The organism is Gilliamella sp. BG3, assembly GCF_046635605.1.
GTDB classification, from domain to species: Bacteria; Pseudomonadota; Gammaproteobacteria; order Enterobacterales; family Orbaceae; genus Gilliamella; species Gilliamella bombi.
Genome location: NZ_JBIDFE010000022.1, coordinates 12254 through 28164 on the forward strand (window position 1 = coordinate 12254; position 15911 = coordinate 28164).

The 15911-nt window shown below is 33.7% G+C and carries 19 protein-coding genes; 7 read left to right on the plus strand and 12 right to left on the minus strand.

What is annotated here, in order from left to right; all coding sequences use genetic code 11:
* Nucleotides 1-34 precede the first annotated feature (34 nt).
* On the minus strand, nucleotides 35-922 hold the full coding sequence (locus tag ACGH6S_RS09955) for a LysR family transcriptional regulator ArgP (protein ID WP_065590287.1): 888 nt from the start codon (nucleotides 920-922) through the stop codon (nucleotides 35-37).
* A gap of 210 nt (nucleotides 923-1132) precedes the next feature.
* Between ACGH6S_RS09955 and rpiA the strand changes: the two genes are divergently transcribed.
* On the plus strand, nucleotides 1133-1789 hold the full coding sequence (gene rpiA, locus ACGH6S_RS09960; RefSeq protein WP_174798800.1) for a ribose-5-phosphate isomerase RpiA: 657 nt from the start codon (nucleotides 1133-1135) through the stop codon (nucleotides 1787-1789).
* A 79-nt stretch (nucleotides 1790-1868) separates the two neighbouring features.
* The gene (serA, locus tag ACGH6S_RS09965) at nucleotides 1869-3110 is read left to right on the plus strand and encodes a phosphoglycerate dehydrogenase (protein ID WP_174798801.1); all 1242 of its coding nucleotides are present in this window, start codon (nucleotides 1869-1871) and stop codon (nucleotides 3108-3110) included.
* 136 nt (nucleotides 3111-3246) lie between these two features.
* Here the strand turns inward: serA and srlR are convergent, their stop codons facing one another.
* The 6 genes from srlR to srlA form a co-directional block, all read right to left on the minus strand.
* On the minus strand, nucleotides 3247-4029 hold the full coding sequence (gene srlR / locus ACGH6S_RS09970) for a glucitol operon DNA-binding transcriptional repressor SrlR (protein WP_065590284.1): 783 nt from the start codon (nucleotides 4027-4029) through the stop codon (nucleotides 3247-3249).
* A gap of 98 nt (nucleotides 4030-4127) precedes the next feature.
* Nucleotides 4128-4487, minus strand: a complete 360-nt coding sequence (gene gutM, locus ACGH6S_RS09975; protein ID WP_174798802.1) for a transcriptional regulator GutM — start codon at nucleotides 4485-4487, stop codon at nucleotides 4128-4130.
* 76 nt (nucleotides 4488-4563) lie between these two features.
* A complete protein-coding gene (gene srlD, locus ACGH6S_RS09980; protein WP_174798803.1) occupies nucleotides 4564-5343 on the minus strand; it encodes a sorbitol-6-phosphate dehydrogenase in 780 nt (259 codons plus the stop codon).
* 12 nt (nucleotides 5344-5355) lie between these two features.
* Nucleotides 5356-5727, minus strand: coding sequence for a PTS glucitol/sorbitol transporter subunit IIA (locus ACGH6S_RS09985; protein WP_244178535.1), 372 nt, complete (start codon nucleotides 5725-5727; stop codon nucleotides 5356-5358).
* 93 nt (nucleotides 5728-5820) lie between these two features.
* A complete protein-coding gene (locus ACGH6S_RS09990) occupies nucleotides 5821-6807 on the minus strand; it encodes a PTS glucitol/sorbitol transporter subunit IIB (protein ID WP_296302321.1) in 987 nt (328 codons plus the stop codon).
* Between the two features lie 21 nt (nucleotides 6808-6828).
* Nucleotides 6829-7377 carry a glucitol/sorbitol-specific PTS transporter subunit IIC gene (gene srlA, locus ACGH6S_RS09995; RefSeq protein WP_034913455.1) on the minus strand — a complete coding sequence of 183 codons (549 nt, stop codon included), beginning with the start codon at nucleotides 7375-7377 and terminating at the stop codon, nucleotides 6829-6831.
* Nucleotides 7378-7651: 274 nt separating this feature from the next.
* Between srlA and ACGH6S_RS10000 the strand changes: the two genes are divergently transcribed.
* The 3 genes from ACGH6S_RS10000 (at nucleotide 7652) to mutH (ending at nucleotide 9545) form a co-directional block, all read left to right on the plus strand.
* Nucleotides 7652-8188: a Dps family protein gene (locus ACGH6S_RS10000; RefSeq protein WP_034913453.1), complete on the plus strand. Its 537-nt coding sequence runs from the start codon at nucleotides 7652-7654 to the stop codon at nucleotides 8186-8188.
* 61 nt (nucleotides 8189-8249) lie between these two features.
* Nucleotides 8250-8798 carry an NADPH-dependent FMN reductase gene (locus ACGH6S_RS10005; protein ID WP_085165180.1) on the plus strand — a complete coding sequence of 183 codons (549 nt, stop codon included), beginning with the start codon at nucleotides 8250-8252 and terminating at the stop codon, nucleotides 8796-8798.
* Nucleotides 8799-8873: 75 nt separating this feature from the next.
* Complete coding sequence (gene mutH / locus ACGH6S_RS10010) at nucleotides 8874-9545, plus strand: DNA mismatch repair endonuclease MutH (RefSeq protein ID WP_411578681.1); 672 nt, start codon at nucleotides 8874-8876, stop codon at nucleotides 9543-9545.
* A 99-nt stretch (nucleotides 9546-9644) separates the two neighbouring features.
* Here the strand turns inward: mutH and argA are convergent, their stop codons facing one another.
* The 5 genes from argA to aroE form a co-directional block, all read right to left on the minus strand.
* A complete protein-coding gene (gene argA, locus ACGH6S_RS10015; protein ID WP_296317055.1) occupies nucleotides 9645-10973 on the minus strand; it encodes an amino-acid N-acetyltransferase in 1329 nt (442 codons plus the stop codon).
* A 287-nt stretch (nucleotides 10974-11260) separates the two neighbouring features.
* Nucleotides 11261-12460 carry an MFS transporter gene (locus ACGH6S_RS10020; RefSeq protein ID WP_296317053.1) on the minus strand — a complete coding sequence of 400 codons (1200 nt, stop codon included), beginning with the start codon at nucleotides 12458-12460 and terminating at the stop codon, nucleotides 11261-11263.
* 243 nt (nucleotides 12461-12703) lie between these two features.
* Nucleotides 12704-13216: a shikimate kinase AroL gene (gene aroL / locus ACGH6S_RS10025; RefSeq protein WP_411578682.1), complete on the minus strand. Its 513-nt coding sequence runs from the start codon at nucleotides 13214-13216 to the stop codon at nucleotides 12704-12706.
* Nucleotides 13217-13432: 216 nt separating this feature from the next.
* A complete protein-coding gene (locus tag ACGH6S_RS10030; protein ID WP_034913431.1) occupies nucleotides 13433-13786 on the minus strand; it encodes a DUF1870 family protein in 354 nt (117 codons plus the stop codon).
* Between the two features lie 155 nt (nucleotides 13787-13941).
* Entirely contained in the window at nucleotides 13942-14772 is an 831-nt protein-coding gene (aroE, locus tag ACGH6S_RS10035; RefSeq protein WP_065590274.1) for a shikimate dehydrogenase, read from the minus strand.
* Nucleotides 14773-15259: 487 nt separating this feature from the next.
* Between aroE and rpmB the strand changes: the two genes are divergently transcribed.
* Entirely contained in the window at nucleotides 15260-15496 is a 237-nt protein-coding gene (gene rpmB / locus ACGH6S_RS10040; protein WP_034884345.1) for a 50S ribosomal protein L28, read from the plus strand.
* A 15-nt stretch (nucleotides 15497-15511) separates the two neighbouring features.
* Entirely contained in the window at nucleotides 15512-15679 is a 168-nt protein-coding gene (gene rpmG / locus ACGH6S_RS10045) for a 50S ribosomal protein L33 (RefSeq protein ID WP_025314526.1), read from the plus strand.
* The last annotated feature ends 232 nt before the right edge of the window (nucleotides 15680-15911 follow it).

Below are 15911 nucleotides of genomic sequence, written 5' to 3' on the forward strand. Positions count from 1 at the left end.
AATTTATCTATTATTTGTGATCTAAATCCTGAGGCTATGATAATGTTTGTTGTGCATAACGAATCAAGGTTTCAGAGATATTTTGCATTACACTACTTTCAGGAGCAAAACGATGCCAATATAGCATACGTCTTTGATATAACCCATCAGTTAAATTAATTAATTCACCATTTTTTAATTCTTGCTCAACTTGCAACTTTGGTAACATACAGCAGGCCGAACCTTGTTTAGCTAATTGCACAAAAGCTTCAGATGAACTAGTGATATGGCAAATTACACTACCTGGCGTAAGGTTAAAGTTTTCTTGTAAGAAGGCCTGATGCATATCATCTAAATGATCGAATGCAACAGCAGGCGCTTTTAATAAAGATGATCGAGTTACCCCAGTTGGAAAGTACTTTTTAGCAAAATCAGGTGAAGCCACAAAAATATAGTCTAAAGCACCTAATAAATCAGACAAGCAACCTGGTAAAGGATTAGCTTGAATGCTAATCGCACCAACTACTGTCCCTAAACGCAATAATTCTAACGTATGTTCTTCATCTTTGACTTGAATATCAAAACGTAAGATATTTTTATCTAAAACTGGTTTTAACGCAGGTAAAAACCAAGTTGCTAAAGAATCAGCATTAATCGCAATAGATAACGACAACGGTGTGGCATTTTGCTCGTTATCACCTAACCATTGCTGTTCTAATAATTCAACTTGATGTAATAAGCCAAGCAGGTGCTCACCTTGTTTGGTTGCTTTCGGAGGAATGGTCCTAACTAGCAGTTGTTGACCAAAAAAGCTTTCTAATTGTTTGATACGTTGCGAAACCGCAGGTTGTGTAATACACAATTTATCAGCAGCTCTTTCAAATCCTCGTTCCTTTATCACCGCATCTAATGCTTGTAACGCTCTATAATCTGGACGCTTCATAATCTCTTTATTAATGATTTGATCATTGCTCAAATATTTAATCTACTTTAATATCGTAATAAGTTTTAAACCTATCACAAAGTTGATTTAATTCTTAAAATCCTAATGATTTTTGCTTTCTAATTGGGTACTATGCCATATCTTCAACAATTTTGCTTTCAAAATTTTATTTTTTTTAAGAAAAATTATCCTCAAAATAGGGGTGATATTATGACACAAGACGAATTAAAAAAGGCCGTAGGCTGGTCAGCCTTAAAATTTATCAAACCTGATTCTTTTATTGGTGTAGGAACAGGCTCTACTGCATCCCATTTTATTGATGCATTAGCTACAATAAAAGATCAAATCAAAGGTACTGTATCTAGTTCGGAAGCATCCACCCAAAAATTAAAAAGCTATGGTATTCCTGTTCTCGATTGTAATGAAGTCGATTATTTGGATGTCTATGTCGATGGTGCAGATGAAATTAATCACCAGTTGCAAATGATTAAAGGAGGTGGCGCAGCTTTAACACGCGAAAAAATTGTTTCAGCCATAGCTAAACAATTTATTTGTATTGTTGATGAATCAAAAGTTGTTGATGTATTAGGTAAATTCCCATTACCGGTTGAAGTAATCCCAATGGCTCGTTCATATGTTGCTCGTGAGTTATATAAGCTGGGCGGTAAACCAATATATCGTCAAGGCGTTATAACTGACAATGGTAATGTGATTTTAGATATTCATGATCTTGTCATTACCAAACCAATGGAGCTTGAAAACCGAATTAATAGCATTGCAGGTGTGGTTACTGTTGGATTATTTGCCAATAAAGGCGCTGATATTGCGCTTGTTGGATGCAGTACGGGTGTAAAAGAGCTGAGATAAAATCATTTACTACAATAAAGTTAATAATGGTATTTAATTATAAGTACCAATTTGTATGCTGAAGGAAAGAGAGGAAATAATGGTTATTCAAACTTTAACCAAAGATGAAAATAAGTTTTTATTACTTGAGGGAGTTCATCCTAGCGCAATTGAAATATTAAAATCCGCCGGCTTTACCAATATTGAATATCATAAAAGCGCATTATCGCCTGAAGAACTTAAGCAAGCTCTGAAAGATGTCCGGTTTATTGGGATCCGGTCAAGAACACAATTAACTAAGGACATTATCGATTCTGCACCTAAACTTGCTGGCATTGGCTGTTTTTGTATAGGTACCAACCAAGTTGATCTTGATGCAGCGACAGTAAAAGGGATTCCTGTTTTTAATGCACCATTTTCAAATACGCGATCTGTAGCAGAACTAGTATTAGCCGAAGCAATATTATTACTTCGTCGAGTACCAGATGCAAATGCTAAAGCACACCGAGGAAAATGGAATAAGATTGCGACAGGTTCACACGAAGCTCGTGGTAAAAATTTGGGTATTATTGGTTATGGGCATATTGGTAGCCAACTAAGTATTTTGGCTGAATCGTTAGGGATGAATGTTTATTTTTATGATATTGAAACAAAACTACCTTTAGGTAATGCTAAACAAGTTTCAACAATGAAAGAATTACTAGCAATAAGCGATATTGTTTCAATGCATGTGCCAGAAAATCCAACAACCATCAAAATGATTAGTGATAACGAAATTGATGCAATGAAACAAGACGCAATTTTAATCAATGCTTCACGCGGTAAAGTTATCGATCTTGAGGCTTTAACTAAAGCTTTGAAAGCCAAAAAACTCAGTGGGGCAGCTATTGATGTTTTTCCAACAGAACCTGCTAGTAACAACGACCCTTTTGAATCTCCATTATGTCAATTTGATAATGTAATTATTACTCCGCATATCGGTGGTTCAACTAGCGAAGCACAAGAAAATATTGGGATTGAGGTCGCAAGTAAACTAGCTAAATATTCTGATACTGGTGCAACACTTTCAGCAGTTAATTTTCCTGAAGCCTCTTTACCTATTCCAGCTAAAGGCTCTAGTCGTTTTATTAATATTCATCGTAACCAACCTGGTGTTCTAACTGCTATCAATACGTTATTCGCTGAACAAGGGCTTAATATTTCAGCACAATATTTACAAACTGATCCTCAGATTGGTTATGTTGTTATTGATATCGATAGAGTTAAACAAAGTAAGGCTGAAGAGTTGTTATCTAAACTGAAAAACGTGCCAGGAACAATTCGTGCTAGATTGTTATTTTAAGGTGATAAGTCGGTACGCTTGTTAGCCACTCAGCTTTAGCGGGTTTTTAATTTTGAGTAAATTAAATTTGTTTTGTTAATAATTTGCATCACTCAAATAGATTCCCGCTAATGCAACATTTAAACAATGCTATTTTTTATTCTTTATCAATTACGTCTACTTTAATGACTTTGATGCCTCGTTGTATGAGTGCTTCATAATATTTGTCATCTAATTTATTGTCGGTGATGATGGTATCAACAGCATTTAAGTCACACACAACATTAGGACTACGCCTGCCAAACTTGGTTGAGTCAGCTAATAATATTAATTTTGCCGCAGCTTTACTCATGGCAACACTGCCGTGATAGCTTTCATTAAATGTTGTCACGCCCCCTACTAAATCAATCCCATCGGCCCCCATAAATAGTTTATCAAAAGTGTAAGATTCAAATATGGCCGCAGTTGATGCACTGTTACTGTGAAAAGAGGCCGATTTACGGCGAAAAGTGCCACCTGATAAGATAATAGTATGATCATTATTATGTGCAACAAGTTCATTTACAATGTGTAAGCTGTTAGTCATAATAGTCAAATTATTGAAACTTGTCAGTATAGGAATCATCTGAGCAACAGTACTTCCAGAGTCAAAAATAATTGAGTCACCTTCGTGGATCAATTTAACTGCTTCGCATGCAATTGATTTTTTAGATGCAATGTTAATATAAGTTTTATGATCAATAGCTCTATCACCAATTTCACGGTTTAACATGGCGCCGCCGTAAGTACGTAAAACTAGACCACTTTGGCTGAGTTGAGTGAGATCTTTACGAATTGTAGTTCCAGTCGTTTTGAAATACTCAACTAATTCATCAATACTAACTTGCCCATTATTTTGCAAGTATTCTAAAATAGCTGTTTGTCGTTGCCTTACTTTCATATTATGATTCCATCATTATTAGTATATAGGAAATTTTATTTTGCAAACCATTATACTTTATAATGAAAGAAATTACTTTTCAAAATAAAAGATAATTATTAATTTTTTGCTGTTAAGGCAACAATCAACGCACTTTGTGATATTACGTCGTTTGGAAATATTTTTTCAGGGATTATTTCTGATACAGATAAGCCATGGAGCTGGGAAATAGATTTAGGCAATGCAAATACCGTGATCCCTTTCATTATGATAGAATCAATCACAACTTTATTTTCATCTAATGAAATTGCGATTAATACTCTTGGTCTAAATCGTTTACTTTTACTACGACCAACACCTAAGTAGCAACCTTTTTTTAAAGCTAGAAACGCTTTATTGAAACGACGAATTTGAAACCAACTAAAAATAATTTGAATACACCAAGCAATAAGCGCTATAGCAATTAGAGTAGTCGTCATATTTAATATTTTTCCATTTTTTAAGCTAGAATAAAAAGTGCGATAAGTTTAAATTAACTTTCGCACTTTATTTTAACTAGAACATCACTTGTCCACCAGTAATGTTGATTGATTGCCCTGTGCAATATGATGCTTTATCACTTGCATAAAATAGCAATACGTCAAGTACATCTTGATAATCACAACCTCGTTTTAAGGGAACTTTATCAATATAAACTTGTTCCACTTGGTTTTCAGGAATACCTAATTTTTTAGCATACTGTGGTATTAACGATTGGAACATAGGGGATTTTAATAAGTTACCTAACATTAATGAGTTTACAGTAATACCACAATCAGCAAGATCTAGGGCAAGTGATTGTGTTAACCCTACCCCACCAAATTTGGCTGCGCTGTATCCTGAATTATGTTTGCTACCCACTTTTCCAGATTTCGAATTGATTTGGATAATACGACCAGCGGTATTATGTTTTACCATTAATTTTGCAAATTCACGCGCACATAAGAAATAACCAGTTAAGTTGACATCAACCGATAATTGAAAATCACTTAATGCAAAACTGGTAATTGGAGCTGCACGTGCAATTCCTGCACTGTAGACTAATAAGTCAGCATGTTTAAATGTAGCTTCAACGTCTTGTGCTAACTTGATGACACTATCTTCTTTGGTTGCATCAACAACAAAGCCTTTTGCCGTGCTAGCGCCATGTTTTTGATTTATTTCATCTGCAACTTTGTTTGCATTAGCGGCATTCAAATCTGCAACGGCAACTTTGTATCCAGCATCAGCGATACCTTTACATAAGAATTCACCAAGAGTTTGTCCGCCACCTATAACAACTGCTACTTGTTTCATTTTTTATGTTCCTTAATCATTTACAATTCTAATTTCATCACCCACAAAAAGCTGACTTGGAGTTTCGCCTTCTATATGAATGGTTCCTGGTAATTCGGCTTGATTATTACTATCAAATTTTAATGTGATATGACCTAATTCACGGAAATTAACACTAGCAACATCACCCACCGCGGTAATTTTGTAACTCTGTTTACCTAGATAAATGGTCTGCCCAACTTGTAAATCTTGTTTTAAATCATCATGACTATGCACAAAACAATAATCCGCTAAATCTGCTGGTGCTCCAGTTTTAAACAGGATTAACATACCATCAGTTAATGCATCTTGAGCAAACTCACCAATTTGACTAATTTTTGATTGATAGATAATATTTGACATCATTAACCTTCTTATTTCTTGCTTTCACTTAATCCAAGCTTTTTATTTTTAACGTTAGTTTAAAATGGGATGGAACCATCCCATTTTTTAGACAATCTATTGATAGATAAATAACGATACCGCCCATGCAACTAATACTGTTGGCGCACCGGTTAAAAAGCGGCTAACTAACACCGATGGTACCCCTACTCGAACTGTATCTTGTTTAGCTTCAGCAAGTGATAAACCAACCGGAATAAAGTCGCATGCTGCTTGTGCATTAATGGCAAATAATGCTGGCAATGCTAAATGCGGTGGAATATTACCAAGTCCAATTTGAACACCAACTAATGTCCCAATAACTTGAGCAATAACCGCACCAGGACCTAAGAATGGGGAAAGTAATGGAAATGAACAAATTAAGGCTAAAATAACCAATCCAAGCGGATTGTTTGCCAGTGGTACTAGCCCATGCGCAATAAAGTTACCCAATCCAGATGCAATGATGATACCAATTAGTGCCGATACAAACGCCATAAAGGGAAGTATTGTTTTCAGTACAGTGTCAATTGTATCTCGGCCAGCTTGGAAGAAGACAGCAACGCCAGAACCCATACCGATACCAATTCTTGCTAACAAACCATCGCTTTGTTCAGTAATTTTTTTGCTGCTGTCATAATCTTTAAATTCAGACGATTTATTGTTTGTTGCTGGTTCGCTTACAACATTCCCTTCTTTTTCTATTAGTTTGATATTGTGAGGTTTTACCGCAGAAACATAAATATCTTCAACAATATATTGAGCCAGAGGGCCTGATTTACCTGTGGCATGAATATTGATAGTTGGTATACGATTTTTTGGATAAATTCCACAACGTAATGTTCCTCCACAATCAATCACAGCAACGCCAATTTCATCTTTAGGCGGCTCACCATCTTTAAAACCATCAATAGCTTCCCAACCTGTTAGATCAACTAAAGTGTCAACTATGGCTGGACGAGTACCTGCTGCAATATAAACAATTTTTTTACCAGCAATAACTGGAAGTTCCAAAGGTCCACCCCAACCTGCTTCGCCTTTTTCAATGTGGATAAATTTTGCCATTTTTTATATTCCTTATTTTTATTATAGATGAACTTTTCTTTCTAACTTGATGCCCATTTTTCTTTCAAAAATGGCAGTACAAAAGTCAGTAATCCACCCCCTAAAGAAGTTAGTACCTAAACCAACAAGGAAATAACTCACAGCAAGAGGACCTAAAGGTAAATTTAGGGTAGTTAAACCAGCAGCTATTCCCAAATAAACAAAAAGTTCACCAGGGTTAACGTGTGGAAAGAGTCCATTCATTGAATGGCAACTATAAGATGAAGCTGCATAATAACTCGGTTTGTAAAACTCTGGCATAAAACGACCTAGGCTTAATGTCATTGGATTACAAAATACGAAAGTTCCGATAAGTGGTAATAATAGATATCGAGAAACAGGATTGCCCGCACAAGCTTGCGCTAAACGTTCAATACGTTCTTGCCCAATAAATTTAATCACTGCGTTCATCACAACGAGTAATGAAATTAATAATGGTAATATACTTGTTACCATACCCACAAATACCTTGCCGCCTTCTTGGAATAAACCAATAAACCATTCGGCACCAAATGAAATAGCATCAATCATATTGTCTCCTATTGAGTTAAATTTCGCATTAATGCTATCAACTTTGAAATATAAAAACTTTTAACTAAATCACATTTTGAAATATTTTCTTTTATTTTGAAAGATATTGTTTCAGATAAATAAAAACAAGAAAGAAGAAAGAGATAAAGAAACCATAGGTTACTGAAATAGCAATGATAGTAAAAAATTAACGTTTTTTATTGGACATTAACATTAAGTTGGCGTAATTTTGTCAATACGGGTATTTATTATTCAATTTAAAGGAGAATATATCATGGCTAAAAGTACGGCTTCTGCTAAAAAACTACAACAATCAGCTATTTTGTTTCCTACTGATTTAGGACAAAAGGCATCAAAAGATATTTCTGGAGCAATGAATTCTGTTTTAGCAGATGTATTTGCTTTATATTTAAAAACTAAAAACTTTCATTGGCATGTTAGTGGCCCTCATTTCCGTGATTACCACTTAATGCTAGATGATCAAGGTGAAGAGCTATTTGCAATGACAGATCCGATTGCGGAACGTGTCCGTAAGTTAGGTGGCACAACTCTACGCTCAATTGGTCACATTGCTAAATTACAGAGTATTTCTGATAATGATGCAGATTTCGTTGAACCATCAGATATGCTTGCCGAGCTATGCCAAGATAATGTAAAACTAACAGAACGTATGCGTGTTGCACATGATATTTGTGATAAATACAATGATACCGCTACTGCCAGTTTAATTGAAGAGTGGATCGATCAAACAGAACAACGTGCATGGTTCTTATTTGAAGCAGGCCGAAAAGTCGACTCATCAGGACATTAACAAATACTATTAATTTAAGAGGTATTAAAAATACCTCTTATAAAAAAAGTGGAGATTTAAGATGAGTAAAAAAATTGCTGTACTGGTAGGAAGTTTGCGCAAAGACTCTTATAACTTAAAAGTAGCAAAAGTTTTTCAAAAAATTGCACCACCATCACTTTCATTACAAATTATTCAAATTGGCGATTTACCTTTATATAATGAAGATATTGATAATGATACCCCTCCTGCCTCTTATACTCGTTTCCGCAAAGAAGTAGCCGATTGTCAGGGTGTTATTTTTGTGACACCAGAATATAATCGTGGAGTTCCTGCTGTTATCAAAAATGCAATAGATATTGGTTCTCGTCCTTATGGTAAGAGCATTTGGTCTAAAAAAGCCGCTGCAATTGTTTCCGTTTCACAAGGTGCAATTGGTGGGTTTGGCGCTAACCATCAACTTCGTCAATCATTAGTATTTCTTGATATGCCGACATTACAACAGCCTGAAGCTTATATTGGTAATGTAGCTTCTGCTTTTGATGAAAGTGGTAATATTACTGAAAAAAGTAAAGAATTCTTAATCCTTATTATTAATAGCTATGCAAGTTGGGTTGAAAAGTTAAGCTAATAACTCTTTATTTTAAGATTCACAGTCAATATAATTGACTGTGTTTTCTTAACAAGTAAGTTAACTATTTTTGCCATGCCTATATTTTTTCCTAATAGTGAACAAGAATTATTGCAACGAGCTCAGTTAGCAGCAGGTTTTACTTTTGGCGAGATAGCACAATACTTAAACATACCTATACCGAATAATCTAAATAAACAAAAGGGTTGGGTAGGCAATCTTATTGAAACTTTTTTAGGAGCAAATGCTGGTAGTAAAGCTGAGCAAGATTTTGCTAATCTTGGTATAGAGCTTAAAACTATTCCTGTTGATAAACACGGTAAACCACTTGAAACAACCTTCGTTAGTGTCACACCATTAATGGCTAATCATGGTGTTATTTGGGAGACAAGCCATGTTAGATATAAACTTGCAAAAGTGCTTTGGATTCCGATAGAAGGTGAAAGAACTATTCCTCTCGCAGATAGAAAAGTTGGAAAACCTATTATGTGGACACCAACTAAAGAACAAGAGCAACAGCTCAAACAGGACTGGGAAGAGTTAATGGATATGATAGCACTAGGGCATGTTGAAAAAATTACCGCTCGATATGGTACTTATTTACAAATTAGGCCTAAAGCAGCCAATGGGCAAGCTCTTACGGAAGCAATTGGTGAAAATGGTGATATTATTTTAACTCGACCACGTGGGTTTTACTTAAAAAAAACATTTACAATGCAAATTTTAAATACTGTTGTAACATACTAATTCTAATTACTTTTTATAGCTGGCGTTAATATCCCATTATTTAATACCAGATTTATATATTAGAAATTTTAGTCGCTCCCAACCTTATTTAAATATAGGTCAAAGAATATCAAGCATTAAAATTTTAGAATTCCTTTGATAATTATAAAGTTTTTTCTTTTTAATCGGTAAATCATCAACTTCTGCAGGGTTAAAACCTTTTTCTCTAAACCAATGAATACTACGTGTAGTTAAAACAAATATTTTTTCGAGCCCTAACTGGATTGCTTTTTCTGTTAACTTTTCAATTAAGTCATCTCCTCGAGATGAATTGCGATAATCAGGATGAATAGCTACACAGGCCATTTCTCCCATTTTTTCTTCAGGATATGGATAAAGTGCTGCACAACCAATTGTCATATTATCACGTTCAATAATGGTAAATTTATCTATCTCCATTTCTAACTGCTCACGTGAACGTTTAACCAAAATACCTTGTTCTTCAAGTGGGCGTATGAGTTCTAGAATTCCTCCAATATCGTTAATAGTTGCTAAACGTACTTGTTCAGAATGCTCCATCGCTACTTGTGTTCCAATCCCATCACGCGAAAATAATTCTTGTAAAATTGAGCCATCAACCAAATAACTTACCAAATGGCTTCGTCTGACCCCACTACGGCATGCTTTAGATGCTGCACGTAAAAAACGTGCTTCACTAGATAAAGGTTTACCTTGCTGCTCTTTTTTATTGACATAATTATCCGCATCAACAGGATAAAGGTCGGTAATAACACGACCGTTTTCATCTAGTACTCCTTGTTCAGCGCAAAAACTGATTAATTTATCCGCTTTTAAGCGAATAGCAACTTCGGTTGCGACATCCTCAGACGCTAAATTGAAACTTTCACCAGTAACCGAAACGCCAACAGGGCCTAGTAACACAATTGAGCCACGAGCTAGTTGTTCAGCTATAGCCTCATTGTTTATACGACGGATTTTACCTGTATGACAATAATCAATCCCATCATCTACCCCTAAAGGTTGTGCAATCACAAAATTACCACTTACAACACTGATATGAGCTCCTTGTAGTGGAGTATTATTTAAACTCATTGATAAACTTGCGGTAATATTGAGTTGTAATGAACCAGTAACTTGTTTAATGATGTCTAGTGTTGTTGCATCTGTAATACGCGTATTTTTATAATATTTAGGTGTGATATTATGATTTTTTAAAGATTCATCAATCTGATTGCGAGCACCATTAACAATAACAAGTTTAATACCAAGACTATAAAGTAAACCAATATCACTGATAATACTCGAATAATTATTACTTTTTAACACTGCGCCTGTGAGCAAAATTACAAATGTTTTACCATGATGTGCATTAATATAAGGTACTGAATGTCTTAAGCCATCAACTAACTCAGTTGTACGTTCTTTCATTTTTACAACCACCTCAAACTGAATACTTATTCACTTTTTATGTATTTTTATTTATTTTTGGTTTTATGGCAAGCAATATTTCAAGAATCTAATAAAAATCTTAAAATTTGCTATTAATAAAAGTTAATGGCTTAAGCTTAATGATTTTTGATTAAGTAATAATGGATTAACAAAATATTGAATTGTTAAATACGAAAATAAATTAAAATGCTATGGGATGTTAATATCAAAAAAAGCATGCCATATTGGCATGCCCTTTAACATTATTACCCTTAAAATATATAAAATTATATTTTTGTTATATCAACTACCTTTTTAAAACGATAAAAGATAATTGAGCCAAGTATTACACTTGACATCGCAATAAAAAAGTCAATTAATATGGCATAACTTACATTGAACATAGCTAATTTTGGTACTATAAGCGGAATGATAACAAACGATAGACCGCTAAAAGTATACATACAACCTACAGCAAGACCTTTTCGTGTTGGGAACATTTGTTGCATAACAACCAAAGTTAATTGAAGTACCCCCCCTGCCGCAGTAAATCCCATTCCTATTGCGACGATAACGCACATTGCAGGTGAAACATTAAAATAAAAAATGATTAATACCAACGCAGATAAGGCAGGCAAAATAATGATGCAAAAGATAGGTTTTAATAGATGTTTGACTACAAAAGCCGTAACAAATACAGAAATAATTGAGGCAGTACTATAATAACTAATCAGTTGATTAGCATCAGGTTCGCTCATATTAACAGCTCTGATAGCGATAGTTGGCAACCACTGCAAAACAATAACGAATGTTGCTGTTGTTGTAAATCCCATAATAATTAATAAAATACCTTCAAATCCAAAATTAGGTTTTCCAATAAAATAACTTTGTGAGCATTCATTACTTTTAATGGAGGTATCTATATGTGGAAACTGCTTAGGAAGTAAAAATAGTGTATTAACTATTAGATAAGCAACAAAACCAAAAAAAATCCAACCATACCATATTTGGTATTGATGGCAAAAAACAACAATAAATGGAAGAACAAGAGATCCCATTGAAATGAAAGCCTTGATCAATACGCTAGCTGTACCACATGAGTTTGGAAAACATTCTGTTAATGCTGGCATTGAACCAGTATCTAAAAAAGAATTTCCAGCCCCAATAGCAATAGCTAAACAAAAAGCAATATTTATATTAGTACAAAAAGGCATTCCTAGAAAAAAAATAGCATAGCAAGCCATACCTAGACAAATAAATAGTTTGCGACCAAATTTATCTGACAATACACCACCAACAAACATTAATAATATTTTTCCAATTCCTATACCCGAAGCAATTTTACCAATGCCGATTAGATCAATATTAAGTTGTTTCGATATATCATATGAAAATTGCATGATCACAATTAATGCAATACTTTGTATTATATAATTTGCATATATAGATCCTGCAATTCCATAAGAATTGACCTTTCGATTATCCACTTGTCATACTCCATATGTAAAACATAAAATTATAATTCTATTCAATATACAAGTATCAATATTAATCAGAAAGATAGTAAGTATAAATTTGTTACTTAGCTTTTATTTGGTTCTAAAAAACAATAAAGTTTTATTCAAAATTAAACTTATATAGAATCTTGGTTAAATTTTAAAAATTTATTTTTTTCTATTATTAATAAAAATACCTCTTTTTAAGCGGCCTTTTTATTAAAAGAAGTTAAATTAGTTTCGAAGCATTTCAAAAATTTTTGCAAGAATCAAACTTTCATCTTGATCAACATTGATCACATGATGTGCAGCATCATGATATAAAGGTAATCTTTCAGCCAATACCTTTTCCATTTCATCATAAATAGATAGGCCAGTTAGTGATGGTCGTTGAGCAATGTTAGGATCTTTCATTAAACGCGCAGCTAGTGTTGCCGCAGGTGCAGATAAAAAGATAACTGTGCCATTTTGTTTCATAAAATTCCGATTATGCTCGGCTAATACCATGCCGCCACCAGTTGCAATGACACAATTAGGTTTAGTTGTATCAATCAACACCTGACTTTCTCTTGCTCTAAATCCTTCCCAACCTTCTTTTTCAACAATTTCGGCTACCGTTTTTTGGGTAGTTTCGAGTAAATAGCTATCGGTATCAATGAAAGAAAACGATAGCTTATTTGCTAACATCTTTCCCATCGTTGTTTTACCTGCAGCCCGTGCACCAACTAAAAAAATTGTTTTATTCATATTGGGTTTTATCTTTTCAGATTTATAGAATATATTAACCATGCTAGTGATTCGCTCTTATTTTTGCAACAATTTTTTTACATATTATATAAAAAATATATAACTATATATTTTTTATATAATTAAAAATAACCTATATAGAATATATCCGTAATGAAATGTTTACAATATTATAAGGAAGCTTTTAAAACCTAAAAGTCATCTTAATAAAGTTAATTAACATAACTTTTCTAAACCACGGAAATAGAGCTCTGTTGCAATCGATTGATGTAACCGCCATTGAATCACATCAAGATCTAAATTTACCTTTTTGAACTCTTCGTATGTCATAAAATAACGGATTGTATTACTACCAATACGATCATTAATACTATTTATAATAATATTTATTTTTTCGTTTCTGATTTTTTTTAGTTCTTGCATTGCTTTTCCGACAAACTCTGGGATCGGCTTTGTACCATTTTCCCAATCATGCCATGTATTAATATCTGTTTTGCCAATATATTCACTAGCTTCTGATACTTTTAGCATAAGAAAACGACGATACGCTTGCAATTCTAAGTTAGTCATAAATGCTCCTTATTATAATGCGCTTGAACTATCCAATTAATATATTAACTTTGCCTATGCCAACATAATATATGTTGGCAATAGCAGCTAATTGTATAAACAGTAGAAAATACGATTAATTCCAATTTAACTAGATATGTTTGCCTGTTTGGTAATTAATGTTTAGCTAAAGCATCAATTACAGCTTGTTTTGCTCGTTCAGAAAGATCTTTTCCTGTCCAAATTTTAAATTGAGCATTTGCTTGACCAATAAACATTTCACGTCCTGAAATAGATTCCCAGCCAGCTCTTTCTGCTTCTTGTCTAAAACAAGTATTATATGGAGTATAAACAATATCGTAAGCCACTCCTTTACCTTTAAACCAAGCTTGTTTATAAGGTGTTTGATTCTCAAATTTACCCGTCATACCTAATGGTGTTGAATTAATAACAATTTGAGCTTCAACTTTGCTACGGTCTTCCCATGAAATAGTTTTAAGGTTGAATTCACTAGCTAATGCCTGAGGTAAATCATCAGCAATATCCGTTACTGTAATATCGGTATAACCAAGTTCCTGTAATCCCACTACAGCTGCACGTGCAGCACCTCCTGCTCCAAGTAATAACACTTTTTTGAATTCTGCTGGCAGTTTTTTATTTTGAAGTGGCTCCATGAATCCAATAATATCTGTATTATCCCCACAAAGTTTATCCCCATCCCAATACACCAAATTCGCAGCACCTGCTTTTTTTACATGATCTGTCACTTCATCTAAATAAGGAATGATAGTCTGTTTATGTGGAATAGTGACACATAATCCACGGATATTTAGTAATCTGACTGATTTAAAAAGTGTCGGTATCTCTTCTGGTGGAGTAGGAAAAGGAACTAAAACTGCTGGGATCCCATAATCTTGAAATGACGTAGTATGAATAAGTGGACTCATACTGTGCCCTAAAGGATAACCGATAATGCCATATATACTATATGGCGTGAACTGGTTCATATAATCTCCTTATAAATTGGAAAATTAACACGATATAAATAAAAATCTTAATCAAGCTTATTAAAACATATTTATTATTAAATTAAATCATTTTTTCTAAAATGATGTTAAAGACAGTACATTGTTTTATAATGAATTGTTCGTTATAAGAAAAAAGTAAGTGCTATTACAAAAAATTTTTATAGAAATTTTATCTATCATATTGATTCAAAATGGTTTTAATAATTTTTAGAAATGTTGTTTTAACTAAGAAAATAAATATTATATGAGTTATGCCATTGTAAACTAATTTTATGCATAGGTAAGATAATACTTGAGAATTTGCGCATAACAGCGTATACTTCGCTACCTCATTATTATGGGTGTAGTGTGAGAGGTTAAGCTGCTTCTCAGATAGAACTGCAGTAAACTAAAAGCCTGACGAGGTCAATTCCATTAACATATTACGCCCAGGGCTTAAGCATAGAAATTTCGGAGAATTATTGACATGTCACGAGTATGCCAAGTAACAGGAAAAGGTCCTTTAGTAGGAAATAATCGTTCTCATGCGATGAATGCTACTAAACGTCGTTTTCTACCAAACCTTCAAACTCACCGTTTCTGGATTGAGAGCGAAAAACGTTTTGTAAAATTGCGTGTATCTGCTAAAGGTATGCGTACTATCGATAAAAAGGGTATTGATGCAGTTTTAGCTGAACTTCGTGCCCGTGGTGAAAAGTACTAATAAGGAAACCATATCATGGCTAAAGGTGTACGCGAAAAAATCAGATTAGTTTCTTCTGCTGGTACAGGTCATTTTTATACCACTAGCAAAAATAAAAGAACTATGCCTGAAAAAATGGAGATCAAAAAATACGATCCTGTAGTTCGTCAGCATGTTATTTATAAAGAAGCTAAAATTAAATAGTTACCTAATAAATACTGAAAAACCCAGCAAATGCTGGGTTTTTTTATATCTATTTGTAGACAAAATTATCGCTATTTTCAATAAAACAACATTAATCTATGGAAAATAACGAGTTGTTTATACTTCATAGTTAAATAATCTCTAAAAAATTAAGGTGTCTTCTAGAATTTACTTAAGCTTTGGTTTTCTATTTTTTGAATCGATAAATACTATATCAGGGTATGTAATTAAT

What these genes read in the sequence shown, in the direction of transcription:
- srlR (WP_065590284.1), bottom strand. Translation starts at nt 4,029, where the DNA reads ATGAAAGTAAGGCAACGACAAACAGCTATTTTAGAATACTTGCAAAAT.
- ACGH6S_RS09985 (WP_244178535.1), bottom strand. Translation starts at nt 5,727, where the DNA reads ATGATGTCAAATATTATCTATCAATCAAAAATTAGTCAAATTGGTGAG.
- gutM (WP_174798802.1), bottom strand. Translation starts at nt 4,487, where the DNA reads ATGACGACTACTCTAATTGCTATAGCGCTTATTGCTTGGTGTATTCAA.
- rpmB (WP_034884345.1), top strand. Translation starts at nt 15,260, where the DNA reads ATGTCACGAGTATGCCAAGTAACAGGAAAAGGTCCTTTAGTAGGAAAT.
- ACGH6S_RS10000 (WP_034913453.1), top strand. Translation starts at nt 7,652, where the DNA reads ATGGCTAAAAGTACGGCTTCTGCTAAAAAACTACAACAATCAGCTATT.
- rpiA (WP_174798800.1), top strand. Translation starts at nt 1,133, where the DNA reads ATGACACAAGACGAATTAAAAAAGGCCGTAGGCTGGTCAGCCTTAAAA.
- rpmG (WP_025314526.1), top strand. Translation starts at nt 15,512, where the DNA reads ATGGCTAAAGGTGTACGCGAAAAAATCAGATTAGTTTCTTCTGCTGGT.
- argA (WP_296317055.1), bottom strand. Translation starts at nt 10,973, where the DNA reads ATGAAAGAACGTACAACTGAGTTAGTTGATGGCTTAAGACATTCAGTA.
- ACGH6S_RS10030 (WP_034913431.1), bottom strand. Translation starts at nt 13,786, where the DNA reads ATGACTAACTTAGAATTGCAAGCGTATCGTCGTTTTCTTATGCTAAAA.
- srlA (WP_034913455.1), bottom strand. Translation starts at nt 7,377, where the DNA reads ATGATTGATGCTATTTCATTTGGTGCCGAATGGTTTATTGGTTTATTC.
- aroL (WP_411578682.1), bottom strand. Translation starts at nt 13,216, where the DNA reads ATGAATAAAACAATTTTTTTAGTTGGTGCACGGGCTGCAGGTAAAACA.
- srlD (WP_174798803.1), bottom strand. Translation starts at nt 5,343, where the DNA reads ATGAAACAAGTAGCAGTTGTTATAGGTGGCGGACAAACTCTTGGTGAA.
- ACGH6S_RS10005 (WP_085165180.1), top strand. Translation starts at nt 8,250, where the DNA reads ATGAGTAAAAAAATTGCTGTACTGGTAGGAAGTTTGCGCAAAGACTCT.
- ACGH6S_RS09990 (WP_296302321.1), bottom strand. Translation starts at nt 6,807, where the DNA reads ATGGCAAAATTTATCCACATTGAAAAAGGCGAAGCAGGTTGGGGTGGA.
- serA (WP_174798801.1), top strand. Translation starts at nt 1,869, where the DNA reads ATGGTTATTCAAACTTTAACCAAAGATGAAAATAAGTTTTTATTACTT.
- ACGH6S_RS09955 (WP_065590287.1), bottom strand. Translation starts at nt 922, where the DNA reads ATGAAGCGTCCAGATTATAGAGCGTTACAAGCATTAGATGCGGTGATA.
- mutH (WP_411578681.1), top strand. Translation starts at nt 8,874, where the DNA reads ATGCCTATATTTTTTCCTAATAGTGAACAAGAATTATTGCAACGAGCT.
- aroE (WP_065590274.1), bottom strand. Translation starts at nt 14,772, where the DNA reads ATGAACCAGTTCACGCCATATAGTATATATGGCATTATCGGTTATCCT.